Below are 19,886 nucleotides of genomic sequence, written 5' to 3'. Positions count from 1 at the left end.
ATATCGAACTGGCATCGCAACCAGTATCATCAAACAAGGGGCGTATCATGATATTTACTCGCCTTTTACTAGCGTTAGTAACCATCACACTTTCAAGCCAAGCCTTCGCCTTATCAGATGAAGCCTTGTTTCAACATGCGCGTGATTCTTACGCCGCAAAGAACACAATTGCACTTACCGAAGATGTCGCACAGCTGAATACGCAGCAATATATATTGGCACCGTATGCCGATTACTGGTTGATGCTGCTCAATATGGATCAAGCCAGAGATGAAGAAGTCCAGAATTTTTTAGCTAAGTATGTGGATATGCCATTCACCGACCGTGTTCGCGGCGAGTGGCTCAAAAAGCTGGCTAAAAGTGAAAATTGGGGACCGTTTTTTGAAGAGCTCAACAATTTCCAGCGCGAAGATATTGCCGTGCAATGCTATGCAATGCTTGGTCATACTCAATTAGCCGATCTTGAAGTGGCAAGTCAGGCTAAAACTTTGTGGATGACAAGTGCCGACTTGCCGAGCAATTGCAATCAATTGTTTGATGCGTTACAAAAGTCAGGTGCACTCACTAATGATGATATTTGGGCAAGATTCAGGCTTGCGTTGCAAGATGGCAAATTGAGCTTAGCTAAAAGTGTGATTACCCGTTTGCCCAATGTGGAGCCAACTACGCTCAAACTGCTCGATAAAGCTTATCAGTCGCCACAGCTTATATTAGAGAAAAAAACTGTCTCTTTTAAAACGCGCTTTGGTGCAGAAGTAAATCTATACGCGCTTGACCGTTTGGCACGTAGTAAAGTAGATGCAGCGATTAGCACTTACAGTAAAGTGCAAAGTCTATTTGATATTGATAATCGAGCTTTTGGCTGGGGGCGTATCGCCTACCATGCTGCGCGTGGGCACAATCCACAAGCACTTGAGTTTTATGCTTTGGCGGAAAATAGTGTCTTAGACAAAGAACAGCTCGCATGGGAAGTGCGTGCCGCTTTACGCGCTCAAAATTGGCCTGTGGTGTTGAAAACTATTGCTGCTATGAGTACCAAGCAGCAAGAAGAGAGCGCTTGGCGTTATTGGAAGGCGCGAGCGTTAAGAGAAACGGGTGATTTGGTTGAGTCTAATACAATATTCAGTAAGCTCTCAACTGAGCGCCACTACTATGGCTGGTTAGCTGCGGAAGAGCTAGAAAGCGTGATGAGCAGCCAAGCTATAGAATATAAAGTGACAGATAATGAAGTCACCGCGATAGCAAGCCAGCCAGAAATCAAACGTGCACTTGAACTGCAACGTTTGGATATGCGTTGGGAAGCCAAGGCAGAATGGCTTTGGGCAACACGACATTATGATGACAGGGAGTTACTAGCTGCCGCTGAATTCGCTTTGCGCCAAAAATGGTACGACGTTGCAATTAGCACTGCCGACAACACCAAGCAAACCCATAATTTTAATTTACGCTACCCAACACCCTATCGGGATTTGTTTCGTAAATCAGCCAATGAGGTAGGTTTGGATGAGTCTTGGGTATATGGTATTACACGTCAAGAAAGCCGTTTTATGCACTACGCGAAATCAGGCGTGGGAGCTGCAGGTTTAATGCAACTAATGCCAGCAACGGCTAAATGGGTGGCTAAGCGCATGGGCATGAATAGTTATAACAATAGTATGATTCATGATTTGAGCACTAATATTGAGTTCGGCACGTACTACATGCGCTACACCTTAGATTTGATGGGAGGCCAAGCTGTGATGGCAACTGCTGGCTATAATGCAGGTCCAAGTCGTGCAAAACGATGGCAAGCGACTGAGCCGATGGAAGCGGCAATTTATATTGAAAGTATTCCATTTGCTGAAACTAGAACCTACGTACAAAAAGTGATGGCCAATGCACAGATTTACGCACCACGTCTAGTCAGCGAAAATAAGAATGTAAAAATTCAAACATTAAAAGCACGCTTAGGCATTATTCCTGGTACTGGTAAGCCAGAAGACATCAGTGCAGACGATGATCAGTAACAGAGTAAAGTGATACGGTTATTTTTTGGAAGTATAGGTTAGGAACACCAATGTTTAAAACAACAGATCAATTAAAAGAAGTGTGTGTATTAGGCGGCTCAGGCTTTGTGGGTAGCGCGATTGTTGCCAAGCTCGATGCAGCAGGGTACTCAGTCAAAGTGCTGACGCGCCGTAGGGATTCTGCCAAGCATTTATTCTTGCTGCCAAATGTTCAGGTGCAAGAGTGCAATGTCAACGACTACCAATCACTGAACTCAGCTTTAAGAGGGTCAGATGTCGTCATTAACTTGCTAGGTATATTGCATCAAAGCCACCATTCAACTTTTAATGCCATTCATCATCAATTGCCTGCGCAGTTAGCAAAAATCTGTGTAGATTTAAACATTAAACGCTTGATTCATATGAGCAGTTTAAAAGCAGCTAAAAGCGCGCCGAGTCAGTATTTGCGCTCTAAAGGCGCAGGTGAAGCGGCTTTGCTTGAATTTCAAAATCAATTAAATATCACAATATTTCAGCCTTCTGTTATTTTTGGTCGAGGCGATAGTTTTATTAATTTATTCGCAGCACTGATCAAAACCTTACCCGTCGTCATGTTGGCCAAACCCAACGCAAAATTTCAACCAGTTTGGGTGGAAGATGTGGCTAGTTGCTTTGTTGCGAGCATCGCAAATGACGCAACTTATGGTCAAATCTACGAATTAGCTGGGCCAAAGGTGTATACCTTCCGTGAGTTGGTTAACACTGTGATGAATGCACTGCAAGTACAGCGACCAATTATTGGCTTGTGTGACAAACTTTCATATGCGCAAGCGTTTATGATGGAGCTGATGCCCGTTAAGCTAATGTCGCGTGACAACGTGCGTTCTATGGAAATTGATAGTGTGAGTGAACAAGCTTTCCCTGCGTTATTCAATATCACTCCTACTGCGATGGAAACAGTGATTCCACAATACTTGGTCGATCAAACACCGCGTGGCGCTTATGATCGCTTTCGTCGCAACGCCGCTAGGTAAATAGGTCGCGTCATGCAGATTTATTTGGTCGGTGGCGCAGTACGTGATGAGTTGCTGGGTTTATCTGTAAAAGATAAAGACTATGTGGTGGTCGGCAGCACGCCAGAAGAAATGGAAGCTGCGGGATATAAACCCGTAGGCAAAGACTTTCCTGTATTTTTACATCCTAAAACGCATGATGAGTATGCATTAGCCCGTACTGAACGCAAAACTGCAAAAGGCTATAAAGGCTTTGCCGTACATGCTTCAGTAGATGTGACTTTAGAAGAGGATTTGGCACGTCGCGATTTAACCATTAATGCCATTGCAAAATCTGCAGATGGTCAGTTGATTGATCCATACCAAGGCTTAGCGGATATTCAGTCTAAAACTTTGCGCCACGTGAGTGCTGCTTTTGCTGAAGATCCTGTGCGCATCCTTCGTGCAGCACGCCTTTCAGCCAGATTTGCAGACTTTAGCGTAGCCTCAGAAACCAATCAACTGATGCAAGACATGGTGAGCGCAGGTGAGGTGGATGCTTTGGTTGCAGAGCGCGTATGGCAAGAGCTTGCTAAAGGCTTGATGGAAGCTAAACCAAGCCGCATGTTTGATGTGTTACGCGCTTGCGGCGCACTAAAAAAAATAATGCCTGAATTAGACAAGCTTTGGGGTGTACCACAGCCGCCACAGCATCATCCTGAAGTCTACACAGGCGTACATGTGATGATGGTGATAGATTATGCTGCCAAGCAGAACTTTAGCTTACCAGTGCGCTTTGCTGCTTTGATGCATGATTTAGGTAAAGGCACTACATCAGCAGAGATATTACCTCGGCATATTGGCCATGAAGAGCGTAGCGCGAGTTTGCTTAAAGCGCTATGTAAGCGTTTACGTGTGCCTAACGATTGTAAAGAACTTGGCAATATTGTGGCTAAGTTCCATGGCAAATTGCACCAAGCGCCTCAAATGAAACCAAGTACCTTATTAGAGTTTCTAGTCGAGCTAGATGCGATTCGCCAACCTGCTAGATTTAAAGACTTTCTAAAAGCTTGTGAGGCAGACTCACGTGGGCGAACAGGTTTTGAAAACTGCGCAACACCCGCTGCAGATTTAATGCTTAAAGTGCTAGAAGCCGCATCTAGTGTAGATGCGGGTGCTATTGCGAGTGCATATTCCGAGCCGGAAAAAATAAAAGCGGCTGTATTTGAAGCAAGACTCAAGGCTGTAAAGCAGGCCTTGTAATCGCGAGTAGGCTTATATTTTTAAAAAATGTTCAATTAGAAGCTTGATTACAAATCCAGCAACGCCAAGCGTTAACCCAATAAATAACGCGATACCACCAAACTTCCCCGCTTTTGAATCCCAAGCGAGTTTTCCGACAATCACCATCATTAACAACATTAACCCAGTAACGGCATAATTCATACCGAATTGGCTAATTTGTGCTTCTGTAAATCCAAATATCGTGCCTTGCAATTTAAGTCCCCAGTGTTATAAATTTTGTTTGATCAAACTGATTAATAATTCACACTTAATAATTGATAAGTGTAGTAATTTGTTGCTGTACATACTCAGTTGGTTTGCGCTTAAAGCCACTTTTAGCAAACTGCTGCCAGCGACCAATGATGTAACAGACAATTAGGTTAGCCTGTGCTTCTGCATCGCCCTTGCTGCCACTTTGCGTTTCAGCAATGCGTAAGCTTTGCTTGAGTGTGACTTCAATTCTGTCATAAAGTTGGTTGATGCGTACCTGAAGTTTCTCATCCTCATTGACTAATGCATCGCCAATTAGCACGCGTGTCATACCCGGATTTTTTTCAGCAAACGCGAGTAGCATGGTAATTGTGCGTTGAATTTGTCTCAAGCCATCTGTTTCTTCGGTACCAATTTTATTAATTAAACCAAAAACTGTTTCCTCAATAAATGAAATTAAGCCCTCAAACATTTGGGCTTTGTTGGCAAAGTGGCGGTAAAGCGCAGCTTCACTCACTTCAAGTTTTGCCGCAAGTGATGCGGTTGTGATTTTCTCACGCTTTGGCGTCTCTAGCATTTTAGCGAGCGTTTCCAGAATCTGCTGCTTGCGTTCCCCTGCCATCTTTTTCCCCTAAGAATTTTTTCTAAACTTTTTATTAAACTTGTTATTTAGTTCTGGTTATTAAATTTTGCAAATTATAACTTAAGGTGAGTAAGTGCTAACACTTCACTTAATCGATAATCCACAAAATTTGGTTTTTGTAGTTTTTTTGTCACCCAGATTGTTTTCATGCCTAAACGTTTTGCGGTCATCAAGGCAGGCAGGCTGTCTTCTAGCATTGTGCAATCACTGGCTTTTACTTTGATGGTTTTGAGTAGCATTTGAAAGCCGCGTATAGAAGGCTTCGCATGAAATTTGGTTGATTCCACACTAAATACAAGTTCAAAACAATCGCTAATGCCCAGAATATTCAGCACACGCATAGCATAGCTTTTAGGCGCGTTTGTGAACACTAACTTACGTCCTGAAAGGCTTTGCAGCATGTGGCGCAAACGTTTTACTTCAAGCACCATCTCTGGCAAATCTAAAAATTTGTGCGTTTCTTCAAGAAAGTGCTGTGGGCTAGTGCCGTGATGGCGCATCAAGCCTTTAAGCGTAGCGCCATAAATACGCCAATAGTGCTGGCGTAACTGATGCGCAGCCGTTTCATCTAAGGTCAGATTGTCCATGATATATTTCGTCATGGTACGATTCATCACTGGAAAGATGTGTGCAGATGCATTGTGCAAGGTATCATCTAGATCGAAAATCCAGACTCTAGCACTCCTGCCGCTTGCACTACAGTTTGCACCCAATTTACTTAGCCTTAATTAGCGTACCCACACCTTCGTCCGTCAATACTTCCAGTAGCAATGCATGTTCTACACGACCATCAATAATATGTACTGCTTTTACGCCGCTGCGTGCTGCATCTAATGCTGAGCTGATTTTAGGTAACATGCCGCCTGATAACGTGCCATCTGCAACTAAGTCATCAATTTGTTTTGGAGTTAAGCCTGTCAATAACTCGCCGCTTTTATCCAATACACCTGGCGTATTAGTCAGCAGGATTAATTTCTCAGCACCTAAGATTTCCGCAAGCTTGCCTGCCACAACATCAGCATTGATATTATAGGTTTCACCATCAGCACCTACGCCAATCGGTGCAACCACTGGAATGAAGTCGCCTTTATCTAAAAAGTTGATAATGCTCGGATCAATCGCGGTGATTTCACCAACTTGACCAATATCAATCATTTTTGATGGGTCGTTCATATCTTCCATTAGCAGCTTTTGGGCGTGAATGAAGTTGCCATCTTGACCAGTTAATCCAACCGCTTTACCGCCATGACGGTTTATCAAGTTCACAATTTCTTTATTGACTTGACCGCCAAGCACCATTTCAACCACGTCCATAGTTTCAGCATCGGTCACACGCATGCCTTGGATAAACTCACCTTTTTTGCCGAGCTTATCTAACATTTCGTTGATTTGCGGACCGCCGCCATGCACGACCACAGGGTTCATGCCAACCAGCTTTAGCAATACAACATCTTGAGCGAAACATTCTTTAAGATGCTCGTCTGTCATAGCGTTTCCGCCGTATTTGATGACAATAGTTTTATCAAAAAAGCGTTTGATATAAGGTAGTGCTTCGGCGAGTGTGCGAGCTTTTTTTGCAGCAGTTGTTTGGCTTAACATAAGTTTTCCATGAGCTTAAATTTTGTAAATGCGATTTGTGTCATTGTATCTAAAATTTGCTTATAAAGTTTTGCTAAACACCTTTGATTTACGCTGAAAGTTGTAAAGTTTCTGTTTCTCAGCAGGTAGTTTTTCTACATTCTGTTCCTTAAACCCACGTTCTAAAAACCAGTGTTCAGTACGTGTAGTTAGGCAGAATAAGCTTTTAAAACCTAATTCCTTGGCTTGGCTAGCGCAGTAATAAAATAATTTATCGCCACGGCCGCCGCCTCTGTAGGCTGGGTCAATCGCGAGGCAGGCGAATTCAGCAGTGCGCTCAGCGCTAAATGGATACAAAGCTGCACAACCAATAATGCGATTGTCGTGTTCCATCACATAAAAGTGTTCGATTTCCATTTCAATATGTTCGCGTCCGCGCCGTACTAAAAAGCCTTCGGCTTCTAGCGGTTCAATCAGCTTTAATATGCCGCCTACGTCGTCAATATTGGCTTGACGCATGCTTTCTAAACTAAGCTCGGTCACCATGGTGCCGATACCATCTAGTGTGAACAACTCTTGAATAATCGCGCCGTCAATATGCCGCGAAATCAGGTGAGTACGTGCCACACCGTGTTCACAAGCCCTTACCGCGGCAGGTAAGTAGTAATTAATGTCTTCAGAAATGTTGATTGCTTGTTCATTGCCTTCGACGTTACGTAGTAGATTTTTAGCTTTACCTGCGGTCATTTCACGCAATAATTCGCCGCGTAGATTATGTACGCCTTCGGAATCCATCAAAAAAATCAGCTTGTCAGCATCTAGCGCAACGGCAGCGCTCACCGCTACGTCTTCTAAGCTTAAATTGAATGCCTCACCTGTGGGGGAATAACCCAGTGGCGATAACAGCACTAGTTCGTTGTCATCAAGACGTTTTTGGATGCCGATTGCATCAACCCGACGTACTTCACCTGTGTGTTGTAAATCGATGCCATTGCGTACGCCCATCGGTTTTGCGGTGACAAAGTTACCACTCGCCACCCTAATGTCAGAGCCTGCCATCGGTGAATTCACCAAACCCATAGACAGCAGTGCTTCAATTTCAACGCGAATCGCGCCATTGGCCTCTTTTACGGCTTCCATTGCGGCATCGTCTGTGACGCGCAGACCATTCACAAACTTAGGTGACAGTTTGTCGCGACGTAGGCGCTTTTCAATTTGTGGACGTGCGCCGTGTACTAACACTAACCTGACCTCTAAGCTGGCGAGTAAGTTTAAGTCATGTGAAAGTGCAACAAATTGCTTTTCATCAACCACTTCGCCGCCGAATGCAATCACAAAAGTTCTGCCACCAAACGCATGTATGTACGGCGCAACAGACCTAAACCACTGTACGAAATCTTTAATGTTTGAGGTGCTGTTTTTGCTAGGCACTTGCGATAAAGTTGTGAGGTATGGCTGGTGATGTTCTTGCACAGATAAAGCTGTTTTTGGCATATCACTTTGCGCATACAAATAAGCTGGGGTGCAATTGAGCGCCTCAGCGACTTTGCGTAAAGTATTTTCGTTAATGCCTAATTCGCCGCGCTCAATGCGCGACAAATTACCAGCGTCTGCCCCTACTTGATTGGCGAGAGATTGCAGTGTGATGTTCAGCGACTTGCGCCGAAAGCGTATAGAGTGACCAATAGACATAGTGATGACTTAGTGTAAATTCACAGTATAAAATGTAATTATTACAATAATATAAAATATATATGTAAATAATGCAAATTATTTATAGGTGGCTTGTTTTAAACTTAAACTCTTTGTATCTAAACCCGCTAAAAATCCCCCCAAAGCGACTGTAGTGTGGCAATCGCAGTCGGGCCTGCGGTTTCTGTGCGTAAAATTCTTGGGCCGAGAATCACTGATTGAAAATCCTGCGATAGGGCTAAATTGATTTCTGCTTGGCTTAAGCCACCCTCAGCGCCAATCAGTAATTGAATTTCACCGCTCGGTTTATCCAGTTCTGCTAAGCGTTTTGCGCCTATTGGGTTAAGCAAAATGCGGGTAGCGCTAGAGGCTGAATTACTCGATAACCAATTAGCTAAGGTTTTTGGCGCTAGTACTTGAGGAATCGTCGCGCGACCACATTGCTCGCAGGCGGAAATCACTATGTTTTGCCAATGCTCTAACCGTTTTTCTGCACGCTCAGCAGAGAGTTTAACCACGCTACGCTCGGTAGCAATTGGCTGTATTTGCTTTACACCTAACTCCACTGCCTTTTGAATGGAGTAATCCATGCGGTCGCCACTAGAGATGCCCTGCAGTAAAGTGATGTTGAGTGGCGATTCTGTATCACGTGCTTGGCTAGCATTAATCTTGGCAATCACTTCACTTTTTTTAACTACAATTAACTCACAAGCATAGTCAAAACCATCGCCATTAAACAAGTGAATGAGATCACCCGCATTTAAGCGAAGCGCTCGCGTGGCATGGGTGGCGGCATTTTCAGACAGTTTGACCGTTGCGCCAATGACCAAATCTTCAGTGCTAAAAAATCGTAAATTACTCATAACCGTCATTCTATATTGAAAAGCTAATGCCAGTCATTGCTGCGCAACTGGAAATTGGCTTTGATTTTAAATCTGACGCTAGATTCCCGCTTGCACAGGAATAAAGTATCATAAGGCCTATATATTCTAACTATGATGAAAGTTTTTTATGGCTAGTGTAAACCCACCTGTATGTGATTTTGGCTGGCAAGCGCCAGATTTTAGTCTACAAAATATTGATGGCAGCATGATTTCACGTGACCTAATCATGGGTAAAAATGGCTTGTTAGTGATGTTCATTTGTAATCACTGCCCATATGTAAAAGCTATTTTCCCAAGGTTGGTCAATGATGTGCTCGAGCTCAAAATGCTGGGTGTTAACACTGTGGCGATTATGTCTAATGACCCAGCAGATTACCCAGAAGATAGCTTCGAAAATATGCAAAAAGTCGCGCATCAAATGGAGTTTTCATTTCCCTATTTGTGGGATAAAACTCAATCGGTGGCTAAAGCCTACAACGCCGTATGCACACCAGATTTCTTTGGATTTAATAATAAGGCTGAGTTGCAATATCGTGGCCGCTTCGATGAGTCGCGCAAAGACACCGCGCCCCATAGCACGCGCGACTTGTTTCACGCCATGAAGCAAATCGCTGAAACAGGAGTCGGTCCTAAAGAGCAAGTTGCTAGTATCGGATGCAGTATTAAGTGGAGTAATTTATGAGTAAAGTTAAATGGGGAATTTTAGGCGCAGCGCGTGTTAATGAGCGCTTGCTTCCTGCGATTATTGAAGCGTCTAATGCGGAATTGGTTGCTATCGCAAGTCGTCGTGCAGGTGCGGCAAAAGCTACCTTGGATAAATATGCGCCTTGCCATCAAAACGTCATCTGTTATGACGACATGGATGCGCTTATTCATGATAAAAACGTCGATGCGATTTACTGTCCGATGGCGAACAACGAGCACGCAGAATGGGCGCTTAAAGCCATCAATGCAGGTAAGCATGTGTTGATAGAAAAACCAATGGCGTTAACTGTGGCAGATATTGAAGCGATAGAAGCAGCTGCGATTAAAAACAATGTAAAAGTGATGGAAGGTTTCATGTATCGCTTTCATCCGCAGCATGCGCGGGTCAAAGCGATTGTTGAGTCGGGTTTAATAGGTGACGTATTGTCATGCAAAGCGTCTTACTCATTTTTGATGCGTCCAGCTCGTATGTACCGCATTGCTAGCGGCGTGAAAGAGGGCGGCGGCGCAATGTGGGATATTGGCCCGTATGCGATTCATTCTTTGCGTTGGGCGTTTGGTTTGAATGGCGGTTTGGAGCCTAAAAGCGTGATCGCGCATGCCAAGCTAAATGAAGTTGGCGCGGATATTGTCACTAGTGGCGTGCTGGATTTTGGTAACGATGCAGAAGGCCGTGCCCGATTCGGTCATTTTGATATTAGCTTTGAGCGTAGTCGTAAATCAGAATATGAAATCATCGGCACTAAAGGTTGGGTGAAGTGCCATGCCGCTTGGGTGTTTCAAAACGATGTACCTGTGATTTCATGGGCGCTGGAAGATGGTAAGTATGCAGAAGAGCGCTTCGCGCCAAGTAATCATTTTACTTTGGAGATCGAGCATTTCGGCGATTGTGTAATTAATAATACAACGCCGCATCTAAGCTTTGCTGACGCGAAAGCCAACTGCAAAGTGATAGAGGCAGTTTTGCAGTCTATAAGCAGTGGCGCTCGAGTGAGCTTGGCTTAAATTGAATGCTAAAGGTACTTTTATGAAATCTAGATTTAGTAAGCTTGGTGTTAAACAGGCGCTTGCTCAAAGCTCAATTTTTGCAATATTGCTAGCGCTTACTATTTCTGCTCAGGCATTAGAAGTCAAAGGTGTAAAGATTGATGAAACCGCGCAAGTCGGCAGCAGCACTTTGGTGTTAAATGGCGCTGGCTTACGGACCAAGATGATGTTTAAGGTCTATGCTGGTGCCCTTTATTTGCCGCAAAAGCAAAGCGATGCAAATGCCGTGATCAATGATCATGGCAATAAGCGTATTTCTATGCATTTTTTACGCGATGTAAGTTCAGAGCAGTTGTTGGATGGTATGAACGAAGGTTTTGCCGACAATAATACTCAGGCTGAAATGACTTCGATTGACGCGCAAATGAAGATATTCCAAAAAATGATGGTATCGGCAAAAGAAGTGAAAGAGGGTGATGTGATTCTGCTGGACTGCACAACAGCAGGCACGCAAGTGAGTTTGAATGGCAGGTTGCTAGGTAAAATTGACGGCGAGTTGTTCAATCAAGCTTTATTGCGTGTTTGGCTAGGCGATCATGCGGTTGATACTAGTTTAAAAAAGTCGTTACTTGGGCAGTAGCGTCATTGCTCATTGCTCATTGCGAACTCGTAAAAAGCTGGCAAACTTTGGCTTGCCGGCTTTAGTTTTATCACGATAAGTGTAGGTAACGGTGCTGCCAATTGTTGGCGGATTTTCCCGTTGCGCATCGGTGAAGCCTGTCCCTAACTTAAAGCGTATGCCTTCTGGTGTTTCTACCTCTAGCGCCCCAAGCTTGCCTTTATATTTCCCTTGACCAGCGGTATGCGCCACTACGGTCGCTTCGGCATCGTATAACAATTTTAACTTAAGCAGCACATCGCTACGGCCTGTCACATAAGGTGCGTCGGCGCGATGCAGCATTAGCCCCTCGCCACCTTGAGCAACAATTTGTTTAAGCAGTTTGTGTAACGTTACTTCGTCATTCACTTTAAATTGTTTTACAGTTTTTAGATGTGGAGTATTTGCCAGTTTTACGATGCTGACAATACGTTTTGCACGCTCTGCAAATGTGCCTGTTGCATTTGGTAATTCAAATACCATGTAGGAGATGCCACGCCATTCTTCGTCAATCGGCACATCTTTTCTTACCGCGCCAGAAAGTGCCTCGAATTTGCCGTGTCCAAGCCAAAGTTCGCCATCAAGCGGTGTTGTAGGTAAGCCTTTAGTGAACCATGCTGGCGCCGCAATGACATGATTTGTACGCGTATGAAAAGTGCTGCCATCCCATACTGCACGCACACCATCAAACTTCTCACTGACCAAGTATTGCTGTACGTTCGTGCCTGGCTGATAAACCTTCGCGAGCAAGACGTTGGAGTCATTTTGTTTGGCGTTAATTTGTGTAGCGAATAAGGCTGAGAAAGTCGCGCTTGCGATCAGAATTAAAAATAAATGGCGCATAGATTTCATTAAGATAGTTTAAGGTAATAAACAAAAATTAAGGAGTTAATTAGTGTTGAGCTTAAGATGTTTCTGAAAAATAATAATTAACTGTAAGGAACTTGATGCGCCAGAAGACTAATGGTTGCCAGCTAAATTCGGCTTGCTAGCAAAATTATTTTTCAAATAGTGGTTATTCAGGAGATATTAAGATGAACATTCAAATTAAAAACGTAGTATTAGTGGTAGCAACCTTACTTTCAGCAGGCGTTCTATCGGCACCAGCTTTTGCGGCAGATGCAATGTTAAGTACGGGTGGTTATGCACGTGAGTTTAGCAAAATGGGCATGATGAAAATGTTAGATGCTGATGGCAATCACATGGTGACAGCTGCCGAAGCGGATACTTATTACAATAGTATTTTCGAAGAGCTTGATAAAGACAAAGATGGTTCAGTTGATGCAAAAGAATGGGCTGGACCAGCTAAACATTCTAAGCTTGATCTTGCAACAGGTGGTTATAGTCGTGAGCTTCGCTCAATGAAAATGATGGGAATGATGGATGCTGATAGCGACCATAAGGTCACAAGAGCGGAGTTTTTAGCTTACCATCAGACCATTTTTGCACATAAAGATACTTCAGGCGACAAAGAGATAACTGCCCAAGAATGGGCCGCTAAGCTTTTGTAGTTAAACCTCGTGAAAAAAATAATTCGTCAAACTGATGACTTATTTTTTTAAGTACGTGCTTCAATTTATAAAGCCAGCACACCCGCTGGCTTTTTTATGGACGTAATTTACGCAATAAATAAATAATCAATTGAGTTAAATGCTAAAAATATTATTTTCTACACACCAAATACAGCCTAAGCCCTTGCCGAAAAAGGGTAATTAAGCAATAATTTCACTTTTACCAAAAAGCAGTGCAATACGCTGGCTTTTTAAAGAATTCAATCAAGGTTTTGTTCGATTTTCTATAAGACTTGCAGTGATGTTCAAGCAATTAGTTAGTCAGATTCGAATCGTAAAACTACAAGTTAATTATTAGGGAGAAATTTATGGCAACACGTAAAGACCTAGCCAACGCCATCCGTGCGTTATCTATGGATGCGGTACAGAAGGCTAACTCTGGTCACCCAGGCGCGCCTATGGGCATGGCAGAAATTGCAGAAGAGCTTTGGAATCACCATCTAAGCCATAACCCAAAAAATCCAAACTGGTCAAATCGCGATCGTTTCGTGCTTTCAAATGGCCACGGTTCAATGTTGATCTACTCATTGCTACACCTCACAGGTTATGCATTGCCAATGGACGAAATCAAAACATTCCGTCAATTACATTCAAAATGTGCTGGTCACCCAGAATATGGCTATGCACCAGGCGTTGAAACAACAACTGGCCCACTAGGCCAAGGTATTGCAAACGGTGTTGGTTTCGCAATGGCTGAAAAATTAATGGCGCATCAATTTAACAAACCAGGCCATGAAATCGTTGACCATAGCACATACGTGTTCTTAGGTGACGGTTGTATGATGGAAGGCGTTTCTCACGAAGCTTGTGCTTTAGCTGGTACTTGGGGCTTAGGCAAATTAACAGCATTCTGGGATGACAACGGTATTTCTATCGATGGTCACATTGAAGGTTGGTACACAGACGATACAGCGAAACGTTTTGAATCATACGGCTGGCATGTTCAGTCAGTAGATGGTCATGATGTTGCTGCAATCGGAGCTGCAATCGCTGCTGCTAAAAAAGTAACAGACAAACCATCATTGATCTGCTGTAAAACAGTTATTGGTATGGGTTCACCAAACAAATCTGGTTCACATGATTGCCACGGTTCTGCATTAGGTTTAGAAGAAGTTGCAGCGACACGTGCAAACATCGGTTGGAACCACGAGCCATTCGTCATTCCTGCTGACGTATATGCTGGATGGGATGCAACTGCTAAAGGCGCAGCCGCTGAATCTTCATGGAATGATAAATTTGCAGCATACGCAAAAGCATTCCCGGCGGAAGCTGCTGAATATACACGCCGCATGGCAGGTGATTTACCAGCTAACTGGAAATCGGCAACTGATGCAATCATCGCAGCTACAAACGAAAAAGCTGAAGGCGTTGCAACACGTAAAGCTTCACAAAACGTTATCGGTGCATTAGCGCCATTATTACCTGAATTCTTAGGCGGTTCTGCTGACTTGACTGGTTCTAACCTAACTTCAACTGGCAGCTTTGTGCACGTTGATGCTAAAAAACCAGGTAACTACATTTCATACGGCGTACGTGAATTCGGTATGTTCGCAATCATGAACGGTATGGCATTGCACGGTGGTTTGATTCCATTCGGCGGTACATTCCATATGTTCTCTGACTACGCGAAGAGCGCGTTGCGTATGGCGGCATTGATGAAACAACGCACTATCGCTGTATTGACGCATGACTCTATCGGTCAAGGTGAAGATGGTCCAACACACCAACCAATTGAAAATACTGCTGGTTTACGCTTAATTCCAAACATGGACGTATGGCGTCCAGGTAACTCAACAGAAACTGCTGTTGCTTGGGTTGCTGCGGTTGAGCGCAAAACTGGTCCATCTAGCTTAGTATTAAGCCGTCAAAACGTGCCAGGCATGAAACATGATGCTGCGCAATTTGATTTAATGCGCAAAGGTGGTTATGTATTGTCTGATGTTGCTGGCGCACAAGTCATCATTATCGCTAACGGTTCAGAGCTTGAATTAGCGGTTAAAGCGGCTGCTGAGTTGAATGCTGCTGGTACTAAAGTACGTGTGGTTTCAATGCCATCAACTAACGTATTTGATCGTCAAGATAAAGCATACAAAGACAGCGTATTAACTCCAGGCGTTGTACGCGTGGCGGTTGAAGCTGGTGTAACTGACTTCTGGCGTAAATATGTAGGTTTAGAAGGCGCTGTTGTTGGTATCGATACATTCGGTGAATCAGCTCCTGGTGGTGTGTTGTTGAAACATTTCGGCTTCACAGTTGAAAATGTAGTTGCAACGGTTAAATCAGTACTGTAATTTAAGGTGCTGTAATTTAACTAGCTGCTTAGTTTAATAGGGCACCTCACTTGTGGGGTGCCCTATTTTTTTATAAGTTTAGTATTTTTATACGTCATTTAATCATTTTGCTTTCGTTTACATGGCGATTATTTACATCAAAAATTAGGAATTATCATGGCAATTCGTGTAGCAATTAATGGTTTTGGTCGTATCGGTCGTATGGTGTTTCGCGCGGCAATCAAAGATTTCACTGATATTGAAGTGGTCGCAATTAACGATTTGTTAGAACCAGATTACTTGGCTTATATGCTTAAATATGACTCTGTACACGGTCGCTTCAAAGGCGATGTGGCTGTTAGTGGTAATCACTTAGTTGTGAATGGCAAAACGATACGTTTAACCGCTGAAAAAGATCCAGCAAACCTGAAGTGGGATGAGGTTCAGGCAGATATCGTGATTGAATGTACAGGTTTCTTTTTAACACAAGAAACTTGCCAAAAACACATTGATGCAGGCGCTAAAAAAGTAGTGCAGTCTGCGCCAGGTAAAGATGACACACCAATGTTTGTCTATGGTGTGAATCACAAAGAATATAAAGGTGAGGCGATTGTTTCAGCTGCATCATGTACAACCAACGGCTTAGCGCCAGTGGTTAAAGTATTAAACGATGCATTTGGCATTAAACGTGGCTTGATGACAACGATTCATGCAGCAACAGCAACGCAAAAAACGGTAGATGGTCCATCTAACAAAGATTGGCGCGGTGGTCGCGGTATTTTGGAAAATATCATCCCATCTAGTACTGGCGCGGCTAAAGCCGTTGGTAAAGTCATTCCAGCGTTAAATAAAAAACTGACTGGTATGGCTTTCCGTGTACCAACTTCTGATGTTTCAGTCGTTGATTTAACTTGCGAGTTGAACAGTGATGCAACTTATGAAGCTGTTTGCCAAGCCATGAAAACGGCTTCTGAAGGCGAATTAAAAGGCGTGCTTGGCTACACTAATGAGAAAGTGGTTTCTACCGATTTCCGTGGTGAAACTTGCCCATCTGTATTCGATGCAGAGGCCGGCATATTATTAGATCCAACTTTTGTAAAAATAGTCGCTTGGTATGATAATGAGTATGGTTACACCTGTAACTTGATGCGCTTGGTGCAACATATTGCCAAGTAATTGCTATCATTTAGTGTCATTAGAAATAGACTGTATCCAGTCTATTTCGATTTGATTTCAAATAATAAAAAAGTAAGGAAATAGATGATTACGCTTAAAGATAAAAGCAATAATCGTTGGTTAGGCCAGATTAGCTACGCCCAATTGAAGTTTTTGAATGATGAGTTAGCCGCAGAACATAAAGATGACCAAGATTATCGGGTAAATCGTGAGGCATTGGAAATGCTTAAAGCGCGTGGTGCGGATATAGATTTAGCCGCTATTATAGAAAAAGCGATGGGTGATAAAGAGGTCGTCGAGTTTTATTGGATAAAATCATAAGAAATAGCAGTGAATAGCCATAGGTAGCCATTTGTAATAGACAGATTTTGGGGGAGTTAAAGGTAATGAATGTAATTAAAATGACGGATTTAGATTTGAATGGAAAGCGCGTATTGATACGTGCAGATTTGAATGTACCAGTCGCTGATGGCAAAGTTACCTCTGACGCACGTATTACTGCATCGATGGCAACTATTGAATATGCGCTTAAAGCTGGCGCAAAGGTAATGGTGACTTCACATTTAGGTCGTCCTGAAGAGGGTGTTTATTCAGAAGAAAACTCATTGAAACCAGTGGTTGATGTGATTTCTGCTAAATTAGGCAAGTCTGTTCGATTAGTAAAAGATTGGGTAGATGGTGGTTTTGAAGTTGCTGCTGGCGAATTGGTTGTTTTAGAAAACTGCAGATTCAATAAAGGTGAGAAAAAAAGCACCGACGAATTGTCACAAAAATATGCCAAACTTTGTGATGTATTTGTCATGGATGCATTCGGCACAGCGCATCGTGCAGAAGCCTCAACGCATGGTGTGGCGAAGTTCGCACCAGTGGCCGCGGCCGGTATTTTATTGGTGAATGAGTTAGATGCCTTAACAAAGGCACTACTCAGTCCAGCGCGCCCTATGGTGGCGATTGTTGGTGGTAGCAAAGTTTCCACTAAATTGACTGTGCTTGAAAGTTTGTCAGAAAAAGTTGATCAAATGGTAGTAGGTGGCGGTATCGCTAATACCTTCTTGAAAGCCGCTGGCAATGAAGTTGGAAAATCACTTTGTGAAGATGATTTAGTGCCAGTGGCTCGCACCTTAATGGACAAAATGAACCAAAGAGGAGCGGCAGTGCCTATTGCAGTAGATGTAGTTTGCGGTAAGAAATTTGATGCAAACGAGCCTGCAATCAAGAAAGACGTGGCTGATGTGGCCACGGATGATATGATTTTTGATATTGGCGCGAAATCTGCTAATGAAATAGCGGAGATCATTAAAAATGCAGGTACGGTGGTTTGGAATGGTCCGGTAGGTGTTTTTGAATTTGACCAATTTGGTGAAGGTACAAAAACGATTGCTCATGCCATTGCGAACACAAAAGCCTTTACCTTGGCGGGTGGTGGCGACACGATTGCTGCGATACAGAAGTATGGTATCGAAGATAAAGTCGATTATATTTCCACAGCAGGCGGTGCATTCTTAGAGTTTTTAGAAGGTAAGAAGCTACCAGCAGTTGAGATACTTGAGCAGAGAGCCTCGGCTTAATTTTTCTCAAATGAGTGATACAAAAAATGGGGCGATAAGCCCCATTTTTATTTGAATTTTAAGCATATACTTATAGTTATACCGAGTTGAAAAGGCACTACATTGACATTACGTAAAACAAAAATTGTTGCAACACTAGGCCCATCCTCAAACAGCGAGGAAATGCTGGCACGCATGATTATGGCTGGTGTAAACGTAGTGAGATTAAACTTTTCGCATGGTAGCGCAGAAGAGCATATTAATCGTGCCGAAATGGTACGTGCGATTGCCTTGAAATTAAACCGTCCGATTGGCGTGCTATGTGATTTGCAAGGGCCAAAAATACGTATAGGTAAGTTTGAGTTAGGCAAAATCACTTTAAAAACTGGGGATATCTTTATACTCGATTCTGATTGTCAGTTAGGCAATCAAGATCATGTCGGTTTGGATTACAAAACCCTGCCACAAGAGGTAGTAGAGGGCGTTATTCTACTATTGGATGATGGCCGTATTACCATGCAAGTGGATAGAGTAAAAGGCAATCAGATTCATTGCTTGGTGATGAATGGCGGCGTATTGAGCAACAATAAAGGTATTAATCGCCTTGGTGGTGGTTTATCAGCTGAAGCGCTCACGGAAAAAGATCGCGAAGATATTCTAACGGCCGTTGCATTAGAAGCTGATTATGTTGCACTGTCATTTCCTAGAACCGCTTTAGATGTAGAGCTTGCTCGCGTTTTAGTACAACAAGCCGGAGGTAAGGCTAGCATAGTCGCTAAAATAGAGCGGGCTGAGGCGATTGATAATTTAGAATCTATTATTGATGCGTCAGATGCGATTATGGTCGCTCGAGGCGACTTGGGTGTGGAAGTTGGCGATGCTGCAATTCCAGGCTTGCAGAAACGTATGATACGCATGGCGCGTGAGCAAAACAAATTAGTGATTACCGCCACGCAAATGATGGAGTCTATGATTACCAGCCCGATTCCAACGCGTGCTGAAGTGTCTGATGTGGCCAATGCCGTGTTGGATGGCACTGATGCGATTATGCTATCAGCTGAAACGGCGGCAGGGCAGTATCCATTAGAAAGCGTGCAGGCGGTGCATCGCGTAGTGATGGAGGCTGAGAAAGAATATTATATTCAGCCTCATGTGCGCAGAGTGGAGCAAGTATTTCTTAGGACTGATGAAGCGATAGCCGCTGCTGCAATTTATACGGCGCAGCACTTAAAAGTGAAGGCGATTGCTGCACTTACACAATCTGGAAATGCAGCACAATGGCTATCTCGTGCGGATTCAGAGATGCCGATTTATGCACTTTCACCAGATAAATATGCGCGCAGAAAACTTACCTTGCATCGCGGCGTTTATCCATTCCCTATTGAGCAAGGTACTAAAAATAGAGACGAAATTCTGCAAGAAATGGAGCAGGTCTTATTGCAACAAAAAGCGGTTAATTTAGGCGACTTGGTTTTACTCACATTCGGTGAGCCGATTGGCAGTCCGGGCGGTACAAATACACTTAAAATAGTAAAAATTGGTGAGAACAAACAAGCCTAGCCAGATTCATAGCTTGATGAATGTCAGGCGCTTTAATCAAAGCGAATCAGTTGAATTAGTTAATTCATAAGTCAGTTGATATAGATAAAGTTTATAATAAGCTAATTGCATTTTTAACTGTATCACTTAGCTAGACTTTATCAA

At 43.3% G+C, this 19,886-nt stretch carries 19 protein-coding genes; 12 read left to right on the top strand and 7 right to left on the bottom strand.

Annotation, left to right across the window (positions count from 1 at the left end; all coding sequences use genetic code 11):
• The first annotated feature begins 47 nt into the window (after positions 1-47).
• From PSU72_RS07485 to PSU72_RS07475, 3 genes are read left to right on the top strand one after another with little or no spacing between them, the layout of a single operon-like run.
• A complete protein-coding gene (locus PSU72_RS07485; protein WP_300431706.1) occupies positions 48-2,006 on the top strand; it encodes a transglycosylase SLT domain-containing protein in 1,959 nt (652 codons plus the stop codon).
• Between the two features lie 50 nt (positions 2,007-2,056).
• Positions 2,057-3,019, top strand: coding sequence for a complex I NDUFA9 subunit family protein (locus tag PSU72_RS07480; protein WP_300431705.1), 963 nt, complete (start codon positions 2,057-2,059; stop codon positions 3,017-3,019).
• A gap of 12 nt (positions 3,020-3,031) precedes the next feature.
• Positions 3,032-4,240, top strand: coding sequence for a multifunctional CCA addition/repair protein (locus PSU72_RS07475; RefSeq protein WP_300431704.1), 1,209 nt, complete (start codon positions 3,032-3,034; stop codon positions 4,238-4,240).
• Positions 4,241-4,252: 12 nt separating this feature from the next.
• Here PSU72_RS07475 and PSU72_RS07470 read toward each other — a convergent pair whose 3' ends face one another.
• From PSU72_RS07470 to PSU72_RS07445, 6 genes are all read right to left on the bottom strand, one after another.
• Positions 4,253-4,474: a DUF2788 domain-containing protein gene (locus PSU72_RS07470; RefSeq protein WP_300431703.1), complete on the bottom strand. Its 222-nt coding sequence runs from the start codon at positions 4,472-4,474 to the stop codon at positions 4,253-4,255.
• A 55-nt stretch (positions 4,475-4,529) separates the two neighbouring features.
• Positions 4,530-5,093, bottom strand: a complete 564-nt coding sequence (gene slmA / locus PSU72_RS07465; RefSeq protein WP_300431702.1) for a nucleoid occlusion factor SlmA — start codon at positions 5,091-5,093, stop codon at positions 4,530-4,532.
• Between the two features lie 74 nt (positions 5,094-5,167).
• Positions 5,168-5,827, bottom strand: a complete 660-nt coding sequence (locus PSU72_RS07460) for a pyrimidine 5'-nucleotidase (protein WP_300431701.1) — start codon at positions 5,825-5,827, stop codon at positions 5,168-5,170.
• A 1-nt stretch (position 5,828) separates the two neighbouring features.
• Complete coding sequence (argB, locus tag PSU72_RS07455) at positions 5,829-6,713, bottom strand: acetylglutamate kinase (protein WP_300431700.1); 885 nt, start codon at positions 6,711-6,713, stop codon at positions 5,829-5,831.
• A gap of 60 nt (positions 6,714-6,773) precedes the next feature.
• Positions 6,774-8,384: an amino-acid N-acetyltransferase gene (gene argA, locus PSU72_RS07450; RefSeq protein ID WP_300431699.1), complete on the bottom strand. Its 1,611-nt coding sequence runs from the start codon at positions 8,382-8,384 to the stop codon at positions 6,774-6,776.
• Between the two features lie 128 nt (positions 8,385-8,512).
• Positions 8,513-9,247 carry a 16S rRNA (uracil(1498)-N(3))-methyltransferase gene (locus PSU72_RS07445; protein ID WP_013149076.1) on the bottom strand — a complete coding sequence of 245 codons (735 nt, stop codon included), beginning with the start codon at positions 9,245-9,247 and terminating at the stop codon, positions 8,513-8,515.
• Positions 9,248-9,395: 148 nt separating this feature from the next.
• On the opposite strand from PSU72_RS07445, the gene PSU72_RS07440 reads away from it, so the two are divergent.
• Genes PSU72_RS07440 through PSU72_RS07430 form a run of 3 tightly spaced genes read left to right on the top strand, consistent with a single transcriptional unit; the run spans position 9,396 to position 11,600 of the window.
• Positions 9,396-9,950, top strand: a complete 555-nt coding sequence (locus tag PSU72_RS07440) for a thioredoxin family protein (protein WP_300431698.1) — start codon at positions 9,396-9,398, stop codon at positions 9,948-9,950.
• Positions 9,947-10,978, top strand: coding sequence for a Gfo/Idh/MocA family oxidoreductase (locus PSU72_RS07435; RefSeq protein ID WP_300431697.1), 1,032 nt, complete (start codon positions 9,947-9,949; stop codon positions 10,976-10,978). Before PSU72_RS07440 ends, PSU72_RS07435 begins: the two co-directional genes overlap by 4 nt.
• A 22-nt stretch (positions 10,979-11,000) precedes the next feature.
• Positions 11,001-11,600: a chalcone isomerase family protein gene (locus tag PSU72_RS07430; RefSeq protein WP_300431696.1), complete on the top strand. Its 600-nt coding sequence runs from the start codon at positions 11,001-11,003 to the stop codon at positions 11,598-11,600.
• A gap of 9 nt (positions 11,601-11,609) precedes the next feature.
• On the opposite strand, the gene PSU72_RS07425 is transcribed toward PSU72_RS07430, so the two are convergent.
• A complete protein-coding gene (locus tag PSU72_RS07425) occupies positions 11,610-12,461 on the bottom strand; it encodes a DNA ligase (RefSeq protein WP_300431695.1) in 852 nt (283 codons plus the stop codon).
• Between the two features lie 191 nt (positions 12,462-12,652).
• On the opposite strand from PSU72_RS07425, the gene PSU72_RS07420 reads away from it, so the two are divergent.
• The 6 genes from PSU72_RS07420 to pyk all read left to right on the top strand — a co-directional run bounded on the left by PSU72_RS07420 (position 12,653) and on the right by pyk (position 19,742).
• Entirely contained in the window at positions 12,653-13,129 is a 477-nt protein-coding gene (locus tag PSU72_RS07420) for a calcium-binding protein (RefSeq protein WP_300431694.1), read from the top strand.
• Positions 13,130-13,497: 368 nt separating this feature from the next.
• Positions 13,498-15,480 (top strand): transketolase, encoded by a 1,983-nt coding sequence (gene tkt, locus PSU72_RS07415; RefSeq protein ID WP_300431692.1) that lies wholly within the window; start codon positions 13,498-13,500, stop codon positions 15,478-15,480.
• Between the two features lie 156 nt (positions 15,481-15,636).
• Positions 15,637-16,635 carry a type I glyceraldehyde-3-phosphate dehydrogenase gene (gap, locus tag PSU72_RS07410; RefSeq protein ID WP_300431691.1) on the top strand — a complete coding sequence of 333 codons (999 nt, stop codon included), beginning with the start codon at positions 15,637-15,639 and terminating at the stop codon, positions 16,633-16,635.
• 84 nt (positions 16,636-16,719) lie between these two features.
• Positions 16,720-16,956, top strand: a complete 237-nt coding sequence (locus tag PSU72_RS07405; protein WP_041359488.1) for a hypothetical protein — start codon at positions 16,720-16,722, stop codon at positions 16,954-16,956.
• A gap of 65 nt (positions 16,957-17,021) precedes the next feature.
• Positions 17,022-18,203, top strand: a complete 1,182-nt coding sequence (locus PSU72_RS07400) for a phosphoglycerate kinase (RefSeq protein ID WP_300431690.1) — start codon at positions 17,022-17,024, stop codon at positions 18,201-18,203.
• A gap of 102 nt (positions 18,204-18,305) precedes the next feature.
• Positions 18,306-19,742, top strand: a complete 1,437-nt coding sequence (gene pyk / locus PSU72_RS07395; RefSeq protein ID WP_300431689.1) for a pyruvate kinase — start codon at positions 18,306-18,308, stop codon at positions 19,740-19,742.
• Positions 19,743-19,886 lie beyond the last annotated feature (144 nt).

It is taken from the genome of Methylotenera sp. (assembly GCF_029945535.1).
In the GTDB taxonomy this organism is placed as follows: domain Bacteria; phylum Pseudomonadota; class Gammaproteobacteria; order Burkholderiales; family Methylophilaceae; genus Methylotenera.
Note: the sequence above shows the minus strand (reverse complement) of the source record. Positions and strands in the feature narration are given on the sequence as shown.